Source organism: Streptomyces sp. NPDC059224 (assembly GCF_042754285.1).
Taxonomy (GTDB): domain Bacteria; phylum Actinomycetota; class Actinomycetes; order Streptomycetales; family Streptomycetaceae; genus Streptomyces.
Genome location: NZ_JBHZAN010000009.1, coordinates 110,112 through 127,712, shown reverse-complemented (window position 1 = coordinate 127,712; position 17,601 = coordinate 110,112). Strand labels below are relative to the sequence as shown.

Here is a 17,601-nt window from a genome sequence, read left to right as displayed (position 1 = left end):
TTCCTTCGCGTACGGTAGTCCACGGCTTTAGTGACTGACCAGTAACCGCAGGTCCGGCCACCGCCTGTTCACGTTTGCCGCACAGGCCTACGCTTGATCACCATGGCAGCCACACCCTCCGGCAACCGGAAGACCCGAGTCCATGTGGTCAGCGACGTACACGGCAACGCCCGTGACCTGGCCAGGGCCGGCGACGGTGCCGACGCCCTGATCTGCCTCGGCGACCTCGTCCTCTTCCTCGACTACGCCAACCACGCGCGCGGCATCTTCCCCGACCTGTTCGGCGTCGAGAACGCCGACCGCCTCGTCGAACTCCGCACCGCCCGCCGCTTCGAGGAGGCCCGGGAGCTGGGGGCGCGGCTGTGGGGCGGGATCGGCATGGACCGGGCGACCGCCATCGAGAAGGCGGTGCGCAAGCAGTACGCCGAGATGTTCGCCGCGTTCCCGACACCGACGTACGCCACCTACGGCAATGTCGACATCCCGCCGCTCTGGCCGGAGTACGCCGGACCGGGCACCACGATCCTCGACGGGCAGCGGGTGGAGATCGGCGGCCGGGTCTTCGGTTTCGTCGGCGGCGGACTGCGGACGCCGATGCGCACCCCCTACGAAATCTCCGACGAGGAGTACGCGGCCAAGATCGAGGCGCTCGGCGAGGTCGACGTGCTGTGCACGCACATTCCGCCGGAGGTGCCGGAGTTGGTGTACGACACGGTGGCGCGCCGTTTCGAACGGGGCAGCCGGGCGCTGCTCGACGCCATCCGGCGCACCCGGCCGCGTTACTCGCTCTTCGGACACGTCCACCAGCCGCTGGTGAAGCGGATGCGGATCGGGGCCACCGAGTGCGTGAACGTCGGGCACTTCGCCGGTACCGGCCGGCCCTGGGCACTGGAATGGTGACGACGGCCCCGGACGGCGGTGAAGTCGCCTGGTCGGACGCGCGGTAGCCTTCACGCTGCACACGCGTGCGCACGCGTGCGGCGACCCTCTTCTTACCGGCCCGCATCTGGAGGAGCCACGGCGATGGCGGAACACACCAGCTCGAGCATCACGATCGAGGCGGCCCCGGCCGACGTCATGGCGGTGATCGCCGACTTCGCCCGTTATCCGGACTGGACCGGTGAGGTGAAGGAGGCGGAGGTGCTGAAGACCGACGCCCTGGGCCGGGCCGAGCAGGTCCGTCTCGTCATGGACGCCGGTGCGATCAAGGACGACCAGACGCTGGGATACACCTGGACCGGTGACGACGAGGTGTCCTGGACGCTGGTGAAGTCCCAGATGCTGCGATCGCTCGACGGGTCGTACCTGCTCAAGCCGGCCGGCGCCGGGGCGACCGAGGTCACCTACTCGCTGACGGTGGACGTGAAGATCCCGATGCTGGGGATGATCAAGCGCAAGGCCGAGAAGGTCATCATCGACCGGGCGCTGGCGGGGCTGAAGAAGCGGGTGGAGGCGGGCGCCTAGCAGCCGGCCGTACGGCTGCGCGCAGAGTCGTGCCGCACGGGGCGGCACGGGCGGGCGCGGCGGCACCCTGCCGACGCCGGTGAGTGACACCCCCGTGCGCCCGCTGCGGCGAGAGCCCACCCGGACGTCCGTTACGGTTCACCCCCATGCGCACCATCCTGATCACCGGACCCGGCGGCAGCGGCCGTACGGCCGTCGCCGCGGCCACCGCTCTGCGCGCCGCGGGCGAGGGCACCCCGACCCTCGTGCTCGGCGCCGACCGCACCGACACCCTCGGCGCGGCCCTGGGCACGGCGACAGGGCCCGCGCCGACCCGGGTGACCCCCACCCTCACCGCCTGGCGCCCCGACGCGGCCGCCCGGTTCCGGGAGGACCTCACCGCCTTCCAGACCCGCGCCGCGAGCGTCCTGGACCTGCTGGGCGCCTCTCGCCTGGACGCCGAGGAGCTCACCCCGCTGCCCGGCGCGGAGGAGCTGTCCCTCCTGCGCGCCCTGCGTGACGCCGCCCTCTCCGAGCGCTACGACCTGCTCGTCGTGGACCTGCCGCCGGCCCCGCAGGCCCTCGGCCTGCTCGCCCTCCCCGAGGAGTTGCGCCGCTATCTGCGCCGGCTGCTGCCGCCCGAGCGGCAGGCGGCCCGCGCCCTGCGCCCCGTCCTCGGGCGGCTGGCCGGCGTCCCCATGCCCTCCGACTGGCTCTACGAGACGGCGGCCCGCTGGGACGTCGAGCTGGCCGCCGTGGAGGCCGTCCTCGCCGACCGCCGCACCGCCGTACGCCTGGTCGCCGAGCCCGGCCCGGCCGGCGCCGACGCCGTCCGCAGCGCCCGCCTCGGTCTCGCCCTGCGCGGCCTGCGCACCGAGGCCCTCGTCGTCAACCGCGTACTGCCCGAGGACACCCCCCTGCACGGTCTCGTCGCCCAGCAGCGCAAGGCCGTCGCCGACTGGACGGAGACGTTCGACGTCACCGTCGTGCCGCACCTGGGCCACGACCCGCGCGGCGCCGAGGACCTCGCCGCGCTCGCCGTGCCCGGCGTCAACACCGCGCCCGCGCCGGTCGAGTGGCCCGTCGCCGACCGTATCGAGGAGGACGGCGTCCTGGTCTGGCACATCCCGCTGCCCGGCGCGATACGGGACGGCCTCGATCTCGTGCGGCGCGGCGACGAACTCGTGATCACCGTGGGCGGCTTCCGCCGGATCGTCGCGCTGCCGTCGGCCCTGCGCCGCTGCACCGTCGCCGGGGCCGCGCTGCGCGACGGCGAGCTGCGGCTGCGCTTCGCGCCCGACCCGGATCTGTGGCCGCGCTGACGGTGAATCCGGTACGCCCGTTCGGGTAACGTCGTAGGGACGAACCGTAGTCAGGAGTCCGTCATGAGCGAAGAGCGCCCCACAGCCGACGCCTCCGAGGCCGCGGACGACGTACGGGTCGCCGACGCCGACGCCTGGGCCACCGCCTGTGCCGAGGACCTGGCGGCGGAGAAGGCCCGACGCCGCACCCAGTACGGCCCGCCCCCGGGATCGGCCGCCGACGAACTGCGCAAGCTGGTCGACGCCGTCGCCGACAAGCTCTCCGGCATCCAGACCCCGCTTCTCGGGGCCGTCGCCGGGCCCGCCGCCCAGCAGGTGGTCCGGCAGGTCGTGCAGCAGGCGAAGAACGCCGTCGAGCCCGTCATAGAGCGCAACCCCGACGTCTTCGACCACCTGGCCGCGGCCGGCAGTGAACTCCTCGCCGCCTACCGCTCCGCGGTGCAGGCCCAGGAGGCCCGCTGGAGCGCCGGTGACCGCGACAAGGGCGACGAAGCCGGCCCCGGCGAACGCATCGACCTCGACTGACCGCCCCTGAAGGTGCCGCCGTCGGGCTCCCGCCTGCCCGCGGGCGTCTGGCACGCCCCCCACGGGGCACCCCCACCGCGTCCCGCCTCCCGCGGCCGCACGCACCCGCCCCGCGGGCGGACGGCGGGAACCCGACGGCAGGGCCTCGGGTACGGTTGGCCGTAGCGGGGTTCGACCGAAACTGAGGGATTCATGGGACTCACCATCGGCGTCGACATCGGCGGCACGAAGATCGCGGCCGGCGTGGTCGATGAGGAAGGCAACATCCTCTCGACCCACAAGGTGCCGACCCCGGGTACGCCCGAGGGCATCGTGGACGCCATTGCTTCCGCCGTAGAGGGTGCGCGCGCCGGGCACGAGATCGTCGGCGTGGGCATCGGTGCCGCCGGCTACGTCAACCGGCAGCGCTCCACGGTCTACTTCGCGCCCAACATCGACTGGCGCCAGGAGCCGTTGAAGGAGAAGGTCGAGGCCCGCGTGGGCCTCCCCGTGGTCGTGGAGAACGACGCCAACGCGGCGGCCTGGGGCGAGTACAAGTTCGGCGCCGGCAAGGGCCACCGCAACGTCATCTGCATCACGCTCGGCACCGGCCTCGGCGGCGGCATCATCATCGGCAACAAACTGCGCCGCGGCCACTTCGGTGTCGCCGCCGAGTTCGGCCACATCCGCATGGTCCCGGACGGGCTGCTGTGCGGCTGCGGCTCGCAGGGCTGCTGGGAGCAGTACGCCTCCGGCCGCGCCCTCGTCCGCTACGCCAAGCAGCGCGCCAACGCCACCCCGGAGAGTGCCGAGATCCTGCTGGCCCTCGGCGACGGCAGCCCCGACGGCATCGAGGGCAAGCACATCTCCGTCGCGGCCCGCCAGGGCGACCCGGTCGCCGTCGACTCCTACCGCGAGCTCGCCCGCTGGGCCGGCGCCGGCCTCGCCGACCTGGCCTCCCTCTTCGACCCCTCCGCCTTCATCGTCGGCGGCGGCCTCTCCGACGAGGGCGAACTGGTCCTGGACCCGATCCGCAAGTCCTACAAGCGCTGGCTGGTGGGCGGCAACTGGCGCCCGGTGGCCGAGGTCATCGCCGCCCAGCTGGGCAACGAGGCGGGCCTGGTGGGCGCGGCGGACCTGGCCCGGGAGCCCGACCCGATCATGTAGCGGCCCGTAGGGGCGCGGGGCGGTAGCCGGCATGCGGCTACCGCCGCGTGGGCGCGATCAGCCGCGATGCACCGGCGGCCGCCCACCCGTCTCGCGCCCCGCCCGGTGGGCGTACATTGATCCACATGGCGCCGCTCCCCAACTCCCACACAGAGCCCGACGGTTCCGCCGTCATCCGCGTCCTCAGCTACAACATCCGCTCCCTGCGGGACGACACCGGGGCGCTGGCCCGTGTCATCAAGGCCTGTGCCCCCGACCTGGTCCTCGTCCAGGAAGCGCCCCGGTTCTTCCGGTGGCGCAAGAAGCTCGCCCGCCTGGCCGCCGCCTGTGACCTGGTGATCCTCACCGGCGGCGGGACCGCGGCCGGTCCGGCCGTCCTCTGCGACCTCCGCGCCACCGTGGAGCGCACCGAGGACGTGCTCCTGCCCCTCACGCCCGGCCTGCACCGCCGCGGCTTCGCGACCGCCGTCGTCCGCTTCGGCGGCGCCCGCCTCGGCGTCGCCAGCTTCCACCTCAGCCTGCAGCAGGAGGAGCGCTACGAGCAGGGCGGCATGCTCCTGGACCGGGTCGCGGGCATGGGAGTGGAGCACGCCGTCGCCGGCGGCGACCTGAACGACCGCCCCGACGGCCGTACCTTCCGCCGCCTGGCCACCGCCTTCCAGGACTGCCGTACCACCGCGCCCTGGGGCGGCGAGTTCACCTCCGGGTCCACCGACCCCCACCAGCGCATCGACGCGATCTTCGCGACGAAGGGCATCGAGGTGCTCGGCTGCGGGGTACCCCTGGACCAGCCGGGCGTGGCGGCCGCCGACCTCGCCGGGGCGACGGACCATCTGCCCCTCCTGGCCGCGCTGCGGGTGCCCGCGGCCTGATCCGGAGCGGCCGGACGGAGTCCGGCGCGCCGGAGGCGACCTCAGACCACGGCACCGCGTCCCGGGTCGTCCTCGTCGTCGTCCGTCTTCATCCTGGTGACCAGGGTGCCGAAGCCGCCGAGGAACCCGCCGATGCCCAGCGTCGCCAGCCACCACGTCATGTCCCAGCCGAGCAGCACCGCGAGCAGGAGCAGGATCGGCCCGCCCACCACGCCCAGCCAGGCGAACCTGGCCGTCGTGTCGGCCATCGGCAGCGGCGGCGGCTCGGGCGGCACGAAGTGCCCCTCGTCGTCATCGTCGAAGTCGTCCTCGGACGGCTCGGGTGCCGTGTAGTCCCGCGGGCCCACCCCGGGCGCGAAGGAGACGGAGCTGCCCAGCGGCTGCACGGGCCGCTGCTCCTCGGCCGCGCCCGGTTCGGCGGTGTCCTCCTCGGCGGGCGGCAGGGCCAGATCCTCCACCGGCTTGTAGGGTTTCGCGCCCGGCGGGTCCGGCGGCTCGTCGCCGTACCCCGCGACGATCGCCGCCCAGGCGGCCGCCTCGTCGAAGGGCACCCCTTTCTCGTCCGGCTCGCGGTCCTCGCGGTCGGAGTCGTGCTCAGCCAACTGCGGCCGTCCCTTCCTTGCCGACACTGGGTGCGAGCCGGCCGATGAAGGCAAGGCTCTCCTCGAAGATCCGGTCCGCATCGTTGTCCAACGTCGCCACGTGGTAACTCTGTTCCAGCACTACCTCGGTTACGTCCGTGGAGGACACCCGGCTCAGGATCCGGGCCGAATCGACCGCCGGAACCACATGGTCCTCGGCGCTGCGCAACAGCAGCAGCGGCTGGGTGACCTGCGGCAGCTCGCCGTCCACCCGGCGGAAGAAGTTCCGCAGCGAGTGCGCGGCGTGCAGCGGGACCCGGTCGTACCCCACCTCGGCGGCGCCCGGCTTGGCGATGTCGCTGGCGATGCCCGGCCGGGTGCGGACGAGGTGCCGGGCCACCGGAAGGGCGTACGCGGACAGGCCGTGCACCTTGTTCGCCGGGTTGACGATCACCACGCCGTCCACGCCCGTCCCGTTCTTCGCGGCCAGGCGCAGCGCCAGGGTGCCGCCCATGGACAGGCCCGCCACGAACACCTGGGAGCAGCGCTCGCGCAGCAGCCGCAGCTCGCGGTCGACCTCCGCGTACCAGTCCTGCCAGCCGGTGACCTGCATGTCCTCCCAGCGGGTGCCGTGCCCGGGCAGCAGCGGCAGGGACACGGCCAGGCCGTGCGCCGCGTGGTGCTCCGCCCAGGGGCGCAGCGACTGGGGTGAACCGGTGAAACCGTGGCAGAGCAGGACACCGACCTCTCCGCCGTCATGGCGGTACGGCTCGGCTCCGGGGAGAACCGGCACCTTCGGTCTCCAATTCATGAGAGCGGGCAGGAAATGAGAGAGGCCCGAAAGACGACTTCGGATGTGCTTCACCGTACGCGACGGCACTGACACCGACCAGGGTCGTCGGGGCCATTCCCGGCGCCGCGGGTTAAGGTCTCATCCACGGAAACAGGAGGCACTCGGTTGTTGTACGGCGCGATGAAGGTCGCTATCGGGGGACCGCTGAAGGTCACCTTCAGGCCCTGGGTGCAGGGCCTGGAGAACGTTCCGGCCGAGGGCCCGGCGATCCTGGCGAGTAACCACCTGTCCTTCTCGGACTCGTTCTTCCTGCCCGCGGTGCTGGACCGCAAGGTCACCTTCATCGCGAAGGCCGAGTACTTCACGACCCCCGGCGTGAAGGGCCGTCTCACCGCCGCCTTCTTCAAGGGTGTCGGCCAGCTCCCGGTGGACCGCTCCGGCGGGCGCGGCGCGGGCGAGGCGGCGGTGCGCAGCGGCATGGACGTGCTGGAACGCGGCGAGCTGTTCGGCATCTACCCGGAGGGCACCCGCTCGCCCGACGGCCGTCTCTACCGGGGCAAGCCCGGTGGCCTCGCGCGCGTGGCGCTGGCGACGGGCGCTCCCGTCATCCCCGTCGCCATGATCGACACGGAGAAGATCCAGCCGCCCGGGCAGGTGATGCCCAAGCTGATGCGCCCGGGCATCCGGATCGGCAGGCCGCTGGACTTCAGCCGTTACCAGGGCATGGAGCACGACCGGTTCGTGCTGCGCGCGGTGACCGACGAGGTCATGTACGAGATCATGAAGCTGTCCGGCCAGGAGTACGTCGACATGTACGCCACCGCCGCCAAACGGCAGATCGCGGAAGCCGCCAAGGCCGAGAGGGAGGCGGCGAAGGAAGCCGCGAAGGCCGACAAGAAGGCCACCGAGTCCTAGACCGGCGGCACGGGGGACCAGCGGGGGCTGGGTGGACTGCGGGACTGCGGGACTGCGGGACTGCGGGACTGGGGGGACTGGGGGGACTGGGGGAGATGACCAAGCGGGAACGCGTCATACGGATGTCGGTCGAGCAGCCCCTGTGGCGTGCCCTCACCGGCTACCGCGTGCTGACCCTGCTGTACGCGACGGGCCTGTTCGCGTCCGCCTATGACGAGTACGACCGTCCGGGTGTCGCGATCGCCTACTACGCCGTGCTGGCCGGCTGGACGCTGGCCACCCTGCCGCGCGTCCAGAACGCGGCCGCCTGCACCAAGCGCTTCCTCGCCGTCGACCTGGTGATCGCGCTCACCGGCATCGTGCTCACCCCCTGGGTGGTCACCCAGGTCCACATCGACCGCGGTGGCTCGACCCTGCCGTCGATCTGGACCGCGGGCTCGGTGCTCGCCTACGCCCTCAAGGGCGGCTGGCGCTGGGCCGCGTTCGCCTCCACGCCGGTCGCCGCCGCCAACCTGGTCGAACGCGGCCACCCGGCGCGCGACACCGTCCACAACGTGATCCTGGTCTGGGTCGCGTCCATCGCCATCGGGTACGTCGTCGAGGTGGCCCGCGCCTCCGAGCGCACCCTGGCCCGCGCCCTGGAGATCGAGGCGGCCACCCGGGAGCGGGAGCGGCTCGCCCGGGACATCCACGACGGCGTGCTCCAGGTGCTGGCCATGGTGCAGCGGCGCGGCACGGTCCTCGGCGGCGAGGCGGCCGAACTGGGACGGATGGCGGGGGAACAGGAGGTGGCGCTGCGCACCCTGGTCTCCGGCGGTCTGGTGCCGCTCTCGCGGGTCTCGGAGGACGAGGCCGAGGGCGCGGTCGTGCGCCTCGTGGAGGAGCCGGACGCCACCGGGTCCGTCGACCTGCGCGCGCTGCTCGCGCCCTACGCCGGGGCCCTGGTGAGTCTGGCCGAGCCCGGTGCGCCGGTGGAGCTGCCGGCGGGTGCCGCCCGCGAGCTGGCGGCCGCCGTCGGTGCCGCGCTGGACAATGTGCGCGCGCACGCGGGCGACCGGGCGCGGGCCTGGATCCTGGTCGAGGACGAGCCCGACGAGATCGTGGTGACCGTACGGGACGACGGCCCCGGCATCCCGGAGGGGCGGCTCGCCCAGGCCGAGGGGGAGGGGCGGCTCGGTGTGGCCCAGTCGATCCGCGGACGGCTGCGCGACCTCGGCGGCGGTGCCGAGCTGTTCTCGGTTCCCGGGCAGGGCACGGAAGTCGAGCTGAAAGTACCGAAGGACTCCCTGGGGAAGGCGGAGCGGCGATGAGCATCAGGGTCATGGTGGTCGACGACCACCCCATGTGGCGCGACGCGGTCGCCCGGGATCTGGCGGAGTCCGGTCTCGAGGTGGTCGCCACCGCGGGGGACGGCGAGCAGGCGGTGCGCCGGGCCAAGGCGGCCGCACCCGACGTGCTCGTCCTGGACCTCAACCTGCCCGCCAAGCCAGGCGTCCAGGTCTGCAAGGAACTCGTCGGCCACAACCCGGCGTTGCGCGTGCTGGTGCTCTCGGCGAGCGGTGAGCACGCCGACGTCCTGGAGGCGGTGAAGTCCGGCGCGACCGGCTACCTCCTGAAGTCGGCCTCGACGGAGGAACTGCTGGACGCGGTCCGCCGTACCGCCGTCGGCGACCCGGTGTTCACGCCGGGCCTCGCCGGTCTGGTGCTCGGTGAGTACCGCCGGCTGGCCTCCGAGCCGGCGCCGGCCGCGGGCGCCGGCGGCCCCGACGCGCCCCGGCTGACCGACCGCGAGACCGAGGTGCTGCGACTGGTCGCCAAGGGCCTGAGCTACAAGCAGATCGCCGAACGCCTGGTCATCTCGCACCGCACGGTCCAGAACCACGTCCAGAACACCCTCGGCAAGCTCCAGTTGCACAACAGGGTGGAGCTGGTCCGGTACGCCATAGAGCGGGGTCTCGACGACGGTCCGGAAGGCCGCTGATCTGATCTTCGCGGCCGGGACGTAAACCAACCGCCCGACAATTCACCGGAATTGCCCTTCCGCGCCCATCCCTGTGTGAGCTGTATCACCATTAGCGTGATTCCGACCAGGCAACCGCGGCGAAGGGACATTTCCATGCGGGTCGGAGTACTGACCGGAGGCGGCGACTGCCCCGGGCTCAACGCCGTCATCCGGGGCATCGTCCGCAAGGGCGTGCAGGAGTACGGCTATGACTTCGTCGGCTTCCGGGACGGCTGGCGCGGACCCCTCGAAGGCGACACCATCCGTCTCGACATCCCCGCCGTGCGCGGCATCCTGCCCCGCGGCGGCACCATCCTCGGCTCCTCGCGGACCAACCCGCTGAAGCAGGAGGACGGCATCCGGCGCATCAAGGACAACCTCGCCAAGCAGGAGGTCGAGGCGCTCGTCGCGATCGGCGGCGAGGACACCCTGGGCGTGGCAGCCCGGCTCACCGACGAGTACGGCGTGCCCGTCGTCGGCGTACCGAAGACCATCGACAACGACCTGTCCGCCACCGACTACACCTTCGGCTTCGACACCGCGGTCGGCATCGCCACCGAGGCCATCGACCGGCTGCACACCACCGCCGAGTCGCACATGCGGGTCCTGGTCTGCGAGGTGATGGGCCGGCACGCCGGCTGGATCGCCCTGCACTCCGGGCTGGCCGGCGGCGCCAACGTCATCCTCATCCCCGAACAGCGCTTCGACGTCGACCAGGTGTGCGCCTGGATCACCTCCCGCTTCAAGGCCTCGTACGCCCCGATCGTGGTCGTCGCCGAGGGCGCCATGCCCAAGGACGGCGACATGGTGCTCAAGGACGAGTCGCTGGACTCCTTCGGCCACGTCCGGCTCTCCGGGGTCGGCGAGTGGCTGGCCAAGCAGATCGAGAAGCGCACCGGCAAGGAGGCCCGCACCACCGTCCTCGGGCACATCCAGCGCGGCGGCACGCCCAGCGCCTTCGACCGCTGGCTGGCCACCCGCTTCGGTCTGCACGCCATCGACGCGGTGCGCGACGGGGACTTCGGCAAGATGGTCGCGCTGCGCGGCACCGACATCGTGCGGGTGCCGATCGCGGAGGCCACGGCAAGGCTGAAGACCGTCGACCCGAAGCTGTACGAAGAGGCCGGGGTGTTCTTCGGCTGATTCCGGGAGACCGCGTCCGGGCGGGTCCGCGCCCCGAAAGGGCCGGACCCGCCCGGAACGGCGTCCCGGACTAGCGGGCCGGCCGCCCTTCGGGGAACGTGCCGGCGCCGCGCACCTGACCGATCAGCTCCCGCACGACGGCGGCGCCGTTCAGGGAGAGCACCGACTCCGGGTGGAACTGCACCCCGGCGAACCCCGGCCCCCGCACGGCGTGCACCTCGTCGTTGGCCGCCCGGCTCACCTCCACGCCGTGCGCCGCCAGCTCCCGTGCCGCGTCCTCGTCGCAGCGGGCCACGAAGCTGTTGTAGAAGCCGACCGTCTCCGGCCGCCCGAACAGGTCCACGGTCGTCTGCGCCCCCTGGTACGGCACCTCCTTGCGGACGATGTCCAGGCCCAGCTCGGCCGCGATCAGCTCGTGCCCCAGACAGACGCCCAGCACCCCGTGCCGGTGCTCACGCAGCACGGTCGCCGCGAGCTCCCGCAGGAACCGCATCTTCGGATCGTCCAGGTCGGACGGGTCACCGGGCCCCGGGCCGAGCACCACCGGCCCCTCGTGGGCGAGTACCGCCCCCCGCAGCCCCGGCTCGTCGTAGCGGCGGACGGTCACGTCGAGCCCGGCGGCCCGCAGCACGTGCGCGAGCATCGCCGTGAACGTGTCCTCGCCGTCCACCACCAGCGCGTGCCCGGACAGTTCCCCGGTCCGCTCCTGCATCCGCAGCCAGAACGGCGCCAGCGCGGCCCGCCGCCCGTCCAGTGCGGCCCGCACGCGGGGGTCGTCGGCGAGCCGGGACCGGGTCCCCTCGGCACGCGGCCGGGCCGGCCGTACCCCGAGGGCCGCCAGGACGCCCGCCGCCTTCGCGTGCGTCTCCGCGACCTCGCCCGCCGGGTCAGAGCCGCGCACCAGGGTGGCGCCGACCGGGACGCGCAGTCCGCCGTCGGCGCCGATGTCCGCCGTGCGGATCAGGATGGGGGAGTCCAGCGTCTGGGCGCCTCCGGAGTCCCGGCCCAGCAGGGCCAGTGCCCCCGCGTAGTAGCCGCGCCCTACCCCGTCCGGCCCGAGCGGCTCGTGGCGTTCGATCACCCGGCAGGCGTTCTGCACCGGCGAGCCCGTGACGGTCGCCGCGAACATGGTCTCCTTCAGCACCTCCCGCACGTCCAGCGAGGACCGGCCGCGCAGCTCGTACTCGGTGTGCGCGAGGTGGGCCATCTCCTTGAGCCGGGGCCCGACCACCACGCCCCCCATGTCGCCCACCGTGCACATCATCTTGAGCTCCTCGTCGACGACCATCGACAGCTCCTCGATCTCCTTGCCGTCGGCGAGGAAGCCGAGCAGGTGCTCCGGGGTGGGGCCCTCGGCCGGATAGCGGTACGTCCCGCTGATCGGGTTCATGACCACGGTGCCGCCGGACATCCGGACGTGCACCTCGGGACTGGCGCCGACCAGGGTCCGTTCCCCGGTGTGCACCACGAACGTCCAGTACGCGCCCCGCTCGCCCTCCAGGAGCCGCCTGAACAGCGCGAGCGCGTCGGGCCGGCCGAAGCCCGCGATCCGTCCCCGGTACGTCCGCCGGATCACGAAGTTGGCGCCCTCGCCGCGGCCGATCTCCTCGCGCAGCACCCGGCCGACGATCTCCGCGTACTCCTCGTCGTCGACGTCGAAGCCCCCGTCCTCGACCCGCACCGCGTGCGCGGGCAGCTGGGCCAGGGCGTCCGCCAGCGGCAGGGTGTGGGTCTCCTCGGGGGTGAGGACCAGCAGGGGCGTGCCGTCGTCGCGGACGTCGAAGCCGCGCTCGTGGATCTGGCGGAAGGGGATCAGGGCGAGCCCCTCCTCGGGCAGGTCCGCCAGCCGGTCGCGGGCGGTGACCGGGCCGAGCAGCACCTCCACCGTGCTCTCGTCGTGGCCGGGGGGACGGCGCCGGAGCAGGGCGAACGGGCGGTCGTCGTGGAGCAGCTGGGTCAGGTCCATGGGTCCTCTGCGATCCCTTGCAGGTGGGAGTGGGAGTGGGAGTGAGAGAGGAGCGGCCCCGGAAACGCCGAAGGCCGCCCCTCGGGCGGCCTTCGCGAAGTCTTGCGTACGCGCAGTCAGTGGGCCGCCGGAGAAGCGGTCCACCACCAGTTCTGGTTCGAAAGCGCGAACATGTCCAAAACCCTACCCCACCCCACCCTCCGTCCACAGGGCAATCACTCCGTCTCACCAGTCGAGCCAGGGAAAAATCAGGCGACACGACCCCGTAATGTTTGGGGGGTGACCGTGAACGCTAAGACCAGCGCGAGCGCTGGCAACACCTGGCGAGACCTGCCCGCGGCGCAGCAGCCCGAGTACCCCGACCCCGAGGCTCTGCGCACAGTCGTCGCGGAGCTGGAGTCGTATCCGCCGCTCGTCTTCGCGGGCGAGTGCGACCAGCTGCGCGCCCGGATGGCGGCCGTCGCCGAGGGAGAGGCGTTCCTCCTCCAGGGCGGCGACTGCGCCGAGGCCTTCGACGCGGTCTCGGCCGACCAGATCCGCAGCAAGCTCAAGACCCTGCTCCAGATGGGCGCCGTGCTGACGTACGCCGCGTCGGTGCCCGTGGTGAAGGTGGGCCGGATCGCCGGCCAGTACTCCAAGCCGCGCTCCAAGCCGACCGAGACCCGGGACGGGGTGACGCTGCCGACCTACCGGGGCGACTCGGTCAACGGTTTCGCCTTCGACGAGGCCTCCCGCGTCCCGGACCCCGAGCGGCTGAAGCGGATGTACAACGCGTCCGCCTCCACGCTGAACCTGGTGCGTGCCTTCACCACCGGCGGTTACGCGGACCTGCGCCAGGTGCACGCCTGGAACCAGGACTTCGTGAAGTCCTCCCCGTCGGGCCAGCGCTACGAGCAGCTCGCCCGCGAGATCGACAACGCGCTGAACTTCATGCGGGCCTGCGGCGCGGAGCCCGAGGAGTTCAAGACGGTCGAGTTCTTCTCCTCGCACGAGGCGCTGCTGCTGGACTACGAGTCCGCCCTGACCAGGGTCGACTCCCGCACCGGCAAGCTGTACGACGTCTCGGCGCACATGGTGTGGATCGGTGAGCGCACCCGGCAGCTGGACGGGGCGCACATCGAGTTCGCCGCGAGGATCCGCAACCCGATCGGCCTCAAGCTCGGCCCGACGACCACGGCCGAGGACGCGCTGAGGTACATCGACCGCCTCGACCCGGACCGCGAGCCGGGCCGGCTGACCTTCGTCGTCCGGATGGGCGCCGACAAGGTCCGCGACAAGCTCCCCGAGCTGGTCGAGAAGGTCACCGCCTCGGGCGCCACCGTGGCCTGGGTGACCGATCCGATGCACGGCAACACCTTCGAGGCGGCCTCGGGCCACAAGACCCGCCGCTTCGACGACGTGCTCGACGAGGTCAAGGGCTTCTTCGAGGTCCACAAGGCGCTCGGCACCCATCCGGGTGGCATCCATGTCGAGCTCACCGGCGACGACGTCACCGAGTGCGTGGGCGGCGGCGACGAGATCTTCGTCGACGACCTGCACCAGCGCTACGAGACGGCCTGCGACCCGCGGCTGAACCGCAGCCAGTCCCTGGACCTGGCGTTCCTGGTCGCGGAGATGTACCGGGACCAGTGACGGCTCCGCCCGTCGCGACGTGCTGATGTGGGGCGCGGATCACATACGATCCGCGCCCCACCGCACTTTTCCACTCCGCGGGTGACGGGTAAGGTTAGGTTTGCCTCACCGACCATTCGGGACGGCATCACTGATCGATCCCGGCGGGAGGTGAATCCGCGTGTACGTCTGCAGCTGTTTCGGAGTGACCGAGGCGCAGGTCAAGCGGCATGCGGAGGACGGGGTCTGCACCCCCCGCCAGATAGCGTCCGCCTGCAAGGCGGGGACGGACTGCGGTTCGTGCGTCCGCCGGATCCAGGCCATCCTCGGCCGGGGCGCCTGCCCCCGCCGCGAGCTGGCCGACCAGGGCCGCCCGGTGCTCGCCGAGGTCGACCCGCTGGACGAGGCGGCCTAGTTCCGGCTCAGCTGCTCTCGGGCTGGTTGATGACCTGCGCGATGTAGAGCGCCTCGCCGAGCTTCTCCACCAGGTCCAGCTGGGTGTCGAGGTAGTCGATGTGGTGCTCCTCGTCCTCCAGGATGGACTCGAAGATGTTCGCGGACGTGATGTCGCCCTTCTCGCGCATCACCTTGATCCCGCGCTTGAGGCGGTCGATCGCCTCCACCTCGACCTGCTTGTCCGCCTCGAACATCTCCTTGACGGTCTGTCCCACCCGCACGTGGAAGAGCCGCTGGTAGTTGGGCAGCCCCTCCAGGAACAGGATCCGGTCGGTGAGCACCTCGGCGTGCTTCATCTCGTCGAACGACTCGTGCCGGGTGTACTTCGCGAGCTTGTACCAGCCGAAGTTCTCCTGCATCTTCGCGTGCAGGAAGTACTGGTTGATCGCGGTGAGCTCACCCGTGAGCTGCTCGTTGAGGAATTCGATGACCTCGGGGTCGCCCTGCATCGCAGAGGCTCCTTCCGCGTGGGGTGCGTGGGGACGCGCTGGGTGTTTGCGGCGCATGATTGCACCGGCACAGAAGATCGTCCAGTAAGTGATGACTTAGCGAGTAAGTCCAGGTTCTGCGCCAGTTGACCCATTTGATGATCTGTGAGGGTTCTACCTGGTCGGATGCACCGCTCCCGGTCTGTCAGGATGGAAGGCATGGGTCATCCGGTGGAACGCGCGTCGAGAGAAGCCGCGGGGGCCGGGCTTCCGCCGGGACAGCGACTCCAGCGCGGCTGGCCGGTCACCCACTACGGGCCGGTGCCCAAGTTCCGTCCCGAGCGCTGGGAGTTCAGGGTTTTCGGCGCCACCGCCGACGCGGGCCCGTACACCTGGAACCACGAGCAGTTCACGGCGCTGCCGTACGCCACCGTGGTCGCCGATCTGCACTGCGTGACGAAGTTCAGCATGCTGGGCGCCGAGTGGGGCGGGATCCCGGCGCGGACCGTCCTGGAACTCGCTCCGCCCGCTCCCGACGTCACCCATGTGATGGTGTGGGCGGAGTACGGCTTCAGCTCCAACCTGCGCCTCGCGGACTTCGCCGGTGACCGCACGGTCTTCGCCACCCACAAGGACGGCGAACTCCTCACCGCCGAGCACGGCTTCCCGGTGCGCCTGGTCGTCCCCCAGCTGTACGCCTGGAAGGGCCCCAAGTGGGTCCGCGGCATCGAGTACATGACCGCCGACCGCCGCGGCTTCTGGGAGGAGCGCGGCTACCACAACCTCGGCGACCCCTGGAAGGAGCAGCGCTACTCCTACCAGGAGGGGCCGGGGGACGGTCCGGAGATCTGAGGTCCTGGCGGCGATGTCAGTGGTGGTACCGGTGCACCACCGCGTGTCCCCTGCCCCGGCCGATCGTCCACTTGTTGACCGGGGTCGTCACGACGAACGCGATCACCAGGGACACGGTCAGCGAGACCCAGAACAGCGCGTCGGCCAGCTGGGCGTCCATCGCGGCCGGCCAGACCAGGATCGTGCCGTTGTCGATCAGCTCCATCACGGCGATCGACAGGGTGTCCGCGGCCAGCGCCACCCGCAGCGCGGTGCGCAGGTCGACGCCCGCCCTCAGCACCCCGCGCATGGTGAGTGAGTAGCCGAAGAAGAACGCCAGCACGATCGCCAGCAGGGTGGTCGGCAGATTCCCCCAGCCGAAGGCCGTGCCGATCACCATGCCCAGCACCTCGCCGACGGCGCAGCCGGTGAGGCAGTGCAGGGTCGCCTGGACGGCCGCCGCCCAGGAGGCGCCGGCGGGACCGTGCGTGCCGTGCGCGCCATGCGCTTCGTCGTGCTCGTGAAGGGTGTGGTCGTGAAGGGTGCGGTCGTGGTCCATGGCTGATCCCCGGTGTCAGGTGCGGATCCCTCGTGAGTCCTCTCGAGGCCTGAACATATATACCCCCCTGGGGTATTCCCGTGAAGGGTTCGGGCTCGTTCCGGTAACGGACGGCACATTCCGTGCCCAGAGCGCTACGCTGAGATCCTTGCCTGGCGGGAGACACACCGGGCAAACACGGATCCAAGGGGGCCTTGGGGTTCCGCTTGTGATCCGGTTCGGGGGGCGAGCGGTCGGGGGACGACGGTGGGGCTGTTCGGAGAGCGGCATACCTTCATGGGCGGGCTCGGTCCGGGGGACCGGGAGGCACTGGCCGGACTCGGCACCCGGCACGAGTACCCGCCGTACGACACGGTCGTCGCGGAAGGCGACCGGACCACGTTCGCGGTGGTCCTGCTCAGCGGCTGGTGCACGGTGTGGACACCCACCGAACGCGGCGGCCGGCTGATCCTGGCGCTCAGACGGGCCGGCGAGGTCGTCGGCGACATGGCGGCGCTGGACGGCCGTCCGCGCAGCGCCTCGGTGAGCACCCTGGGCCCGGTCACCGGCCTGGTCATACCCGGCGAGCGGTTACGGCGGTTCCTGGCCGCCCGGCCGCGGGCCAACGCGCTGATGACCATCCAGCTCACCGAGCGGCTGCGCAGCGCGGACCACGAACGCCGGGCCCTGGCCTCGATGACCGTGCTGCAGCGGCTCGCCGAGCGCCTCGTCGAACTCGCCGACCGCACCGGCCGGCTGGAGAACGAGGCCGTGACCATCCGGCTTCCCCTGGCCCAGCACGAACTGGCCGCCTCCGTGGGTTCCACCCGTGAGGCCGTCGCCAAGGCCCTGCGCCTGTTACGCGAACAGGGCCTGGTCCGTACCGGCCCCGGCACCCTGGCCGTCGCCGACCTGGACCCGCTCCGCCTGCTCGCCGCCGGACAACCACACGGCACGGAGACCTGACAACCACCGAGTCCCGCGCTGTGTAAACGGCTACAGCGGTGACCGGCCGGCTCCGCGAGCATC

Annotated in this window: 20 protein-coding genes; 14 read left to right on the top strand and 6 right to left on the bottom strand. The window is 71.7% G+C overall.

Going from position 1 to position 17,601, the window contains the following annotated elements; translation table 11 throughout:
* Nucleotides 1-102 precede the first annotated feature (102 nt).
* From ACFXI4_RS11860 to ACFXI4_RS11835, 6 genes are all read left to right on the top strand, one after another.
* Entirely contained in the window at nt 103-900 is a 798-nt protein-coding gene (locus tag ACFXI4_RS11860; protein WP_384989664.1) for a metallophosphoesterase, read from the top strand.
* Between the two features lie 123 nt (nt 901-1,023).
* Nucleotides 1,024-1,464, top strand: a complete 441-nt coding sequence (locus tag ACFXI4_RS11855) for an SRPBCC family protein (RefSeq protein WP_384989663.1) — start codon at nt 1,024-1,026, stop codon at nt 1,462-1,464.
* Nucleotides 1,465-1,610: 146 nt separating this feature from the next.
* Nucleotides 1,611-2,765 carry an ArsA family ATPase gene (locus ACFXI4_RS11850; RefSeq protein WP_384989661.1) on the top strand — a complete coding sequence of 385 codons (1,155 nt, stop codon included), beginning with the start codon at nt 1,611-1,613 and terminating at the stop codon, nt 2,763-2,765.
* 63 nt (nt 2,766-2,828) lie between these two features.
* The gene (locus ACFXI4_RS11845) at nt 2,829-3,290 is read left to right on the top strand and encodes a DUF5304 domain-containing protein (protein WP_384989660.1); all 462 of its coding nucleotides are present in this window, start codon (nt 2,829-2,831) and stop codon (nt 3,288-3,290) included.
* A 192-nt stretch (nt 3,291-3,482) separates the two neighbouring features.
* On the top strand, nt 3,483-4,436 hold the full coding sequence (locus ACFXI4_RS11840; RefSeq protein WP_384989659.1) for an ROK family glucokinase: 954 nt from the start codon (nt 3,483-3,485) through the stop codon (nt 4,434-4,436).
* Between the two features lie 125 nt (nt 4,437-4,561).
* Nucleotides 4,562-5,308: an endonuclease/exonuclease/phosphatase family protein gene (locus tag ACFXI4_RS11835; protein WP_384989657.1), complete on the top strand. Its 747-nt coding sequence runs from the start codon at nt 4,562-4,564 to the stop codon at nt 5,306-5,308.
* A 41-nt stretch (nt 5,309-5,349) separates the two neighbouring features.
* Here the strand turns inward: ACFXI4_RS11835 and ACFXI4_RS11830 are convergent, their stop codons facing one another.
* Nucleotides 5,350-5,910, bottom strand: a complete 561-nt coding sequence (locus ACFXI4_RS11830; RefSeq protein ID WP_384989655.1) for a hypothetical protein — start codon at nt 5,908-5,910, stop codon at nt 5,350-5,352.
* Entirely contained in the window at nt 5,903-6,682 is a 780-nt protein-coding gene (locus ACFXI4_RS11825; protein WP_384989654.1) for an alpha/beta hydrolase, read from the bottom strand. Before ACFXI4_RS11825 ends, ACFXI4_RS11830 begins: the two co-directional genes overlap by 8 nt.
* A 180-nt stretch (nt 6,683-6,862) precedes the next feature.
* Here ACFXI4_RS11825 and ACFXI4_RS11820 point away from each other — a divergent pair, with 180 nt between their 5' ends.
* From ACFXI4_RS11820 to ACFXI4_RS11805, 4 genes are all read left to right on the top strand, one after another.
* Nucleotides 6,863-7,597: a lysophospholipid acyltransferase family protein gene (locus ACFXI4_RS11820; RefSeq protein WP_384989653.1), complete on the top strand. Its 735-nt coding sequence runs from the start codon at nt 6,863-6,865 to the stop codon at nt 7,595-7,597.
* Between the two features lie 95 nt (nt 7,598-7,692).
* Nucleotides 7,693-8,907 (top strand): MacS family sensor histidine kinase, encoded by a 1,215-nt coding sequence (gene macS / locus ACFXI4_RS11815; protein WP_384989651.1) that lies wholly within the window; start codon nt 7,693-7,695, stop codon nt 8,905-8,907.
* 11 nt (nt 8,908-8,918) lie between these two features.
* Nucleotides 8,919-9,578 carry a response regulator gene (locus ACFXI4_RS11810; RefSeq protein ID WP_384989797.1) on the top strand — a complete coding sequence of 220 codons (660 nt, stop codon included), beginning with the start codon at nt 8,919-8,921 and terminating at the stop codon, nt 9,576-9,578.
* Between the two features lie 135 nt (nt 9,579-9,713).
* On the top strand, nt 9,714-10,742 hold the full coding sequence (locus tag ACFXI4_RS11805; protein WP_384989650.1) for a 6-phosphofructokinase: 1,029 nt from the start codon (nt 9,714-9,716) through the stop codon (nt 10,740-10,742).
* 70 nt (nt 10,743-10,812) lie between these two features.
* On the opposite strand, the gene ACFXI4_RS11800 is transcribed toward ACFXI4_RS11805, so the two are convergent.
* Complete coding sequence (locus ACFXI4_RS11800) at nt 10,813-12,708, bottom strand: anthranilate synthase family protein (protein WP_384989649.1); 1,896 nt, start codon at nt 12,706-12,708, stop codon at nt 10,813-10,815.
* Nucleotides 12,709-12,824: 116 nt separating this feature from the next.
* Nucleotides 12,825-12,881, bottom strand: coding sequence for a trp operon leader peptide (locus ACFXI4_RS11795; protein WP_111582571.1), 57 nt, complete (start codon nt 12,879-12,881; stop codon nt 12,825-12,827).
* A 106-nt stretch (nt 12,882-12,987) separates the two neighbouring features.
* Between ACFXI4_RS11795 and ACFXI4_RS11790 the strand changes: the two genes are divergently transcribed.
* Together ACFXI4_RS11790 and ACFXI4_RS11785 are read left to right on the top strand one after the other, a co-directional pair.
* On the top strand, nt 12,988-14,340 hold the full coding sequence (locus tag ACFXI4_RS11790; RefSeq protein ID WP_362724649.1) for a class II 3-deoxy-7-phosphoheptulonate synthase: 1,353 nt from the start codon (nt 12,988-12,990) through the stop codon (nt 14,338-14,340).
* A gap of 160 nt (nt 14,341-14,500) precedes the next feature.
* Entirely contained in the window at nt 14,501-14,734 is a 234-nt protein-coding gene (locus ACFXI4_RS11785; protein ID WP_384989647.1) for a bacterioferritin-associated ferredoxin, read from the top strand.
* Nucleotides 14,735-14,741: 7 nt separating this feature from the next.
* Here the strand turns inward: ACFXI4_RS11785 and bfr are convergent, their stop codons facing one another.
* On the bottom strand, nt 14,742-15,224 hold the full coding sequence (gene bfr, locus ACFXI4_RS11780) for a bacterioferritin (protein WP_384989646.1): 483 nt from the start codon (nt 15,222-15,224) through the stop codon (nt 14,742-14,744).
* Nucleotides 15,225-15,422: 198 nt separating this feature from the next.
* Between bfr and ACFXI4_RS11775 the strand changes: the two genes are divergently transcribed.
* Entirely contained in the window at nt 15,423-16,055 is a 633-nt protein-coding gene (locus ACFXI4_RS11775; protein WP_384989644.1) for a sulfite oxidase-like oxidoreductase, read from the top strand.
* Nucleotides 16,056-16,071: 16 nt separating this feature from the next.
* Here the strand turns inward: ACFXI4_RS11775 and ACFXI4_RS11770 are convergent, their stop codons facing one another.
* Nucleotides 16,072-16,593, bottom strand: coding sequence for a DUF4396 domain-containing protein (locus tag ACFXI4_RS11770; protein WP_384989642.1), 522 nt, complete (start codon nt 16,591-16,593; stop codon nt 16,072-16,074).
* A gap of 246 nt (nt 16,594-16,839) precedes the next feature.
* On the opposite strand from ACFXI4_RS11770, the gene ACFXI4_RS11765 reads away from it, so the two are divergent.
* On the top strand, nt 16,840-17,538 hold the full coding sequence (locus ACFXI4_RS11765; protein WP_384989641.1) for a Crp/Fnr family transcriptional regulator: 699 nt from the start codon (nt 16,840-16,842) through the stop codon (nt 17,536-17,538).
* Nucleotides 17,539-17,601: the final 63 nt, after the last annotated feature.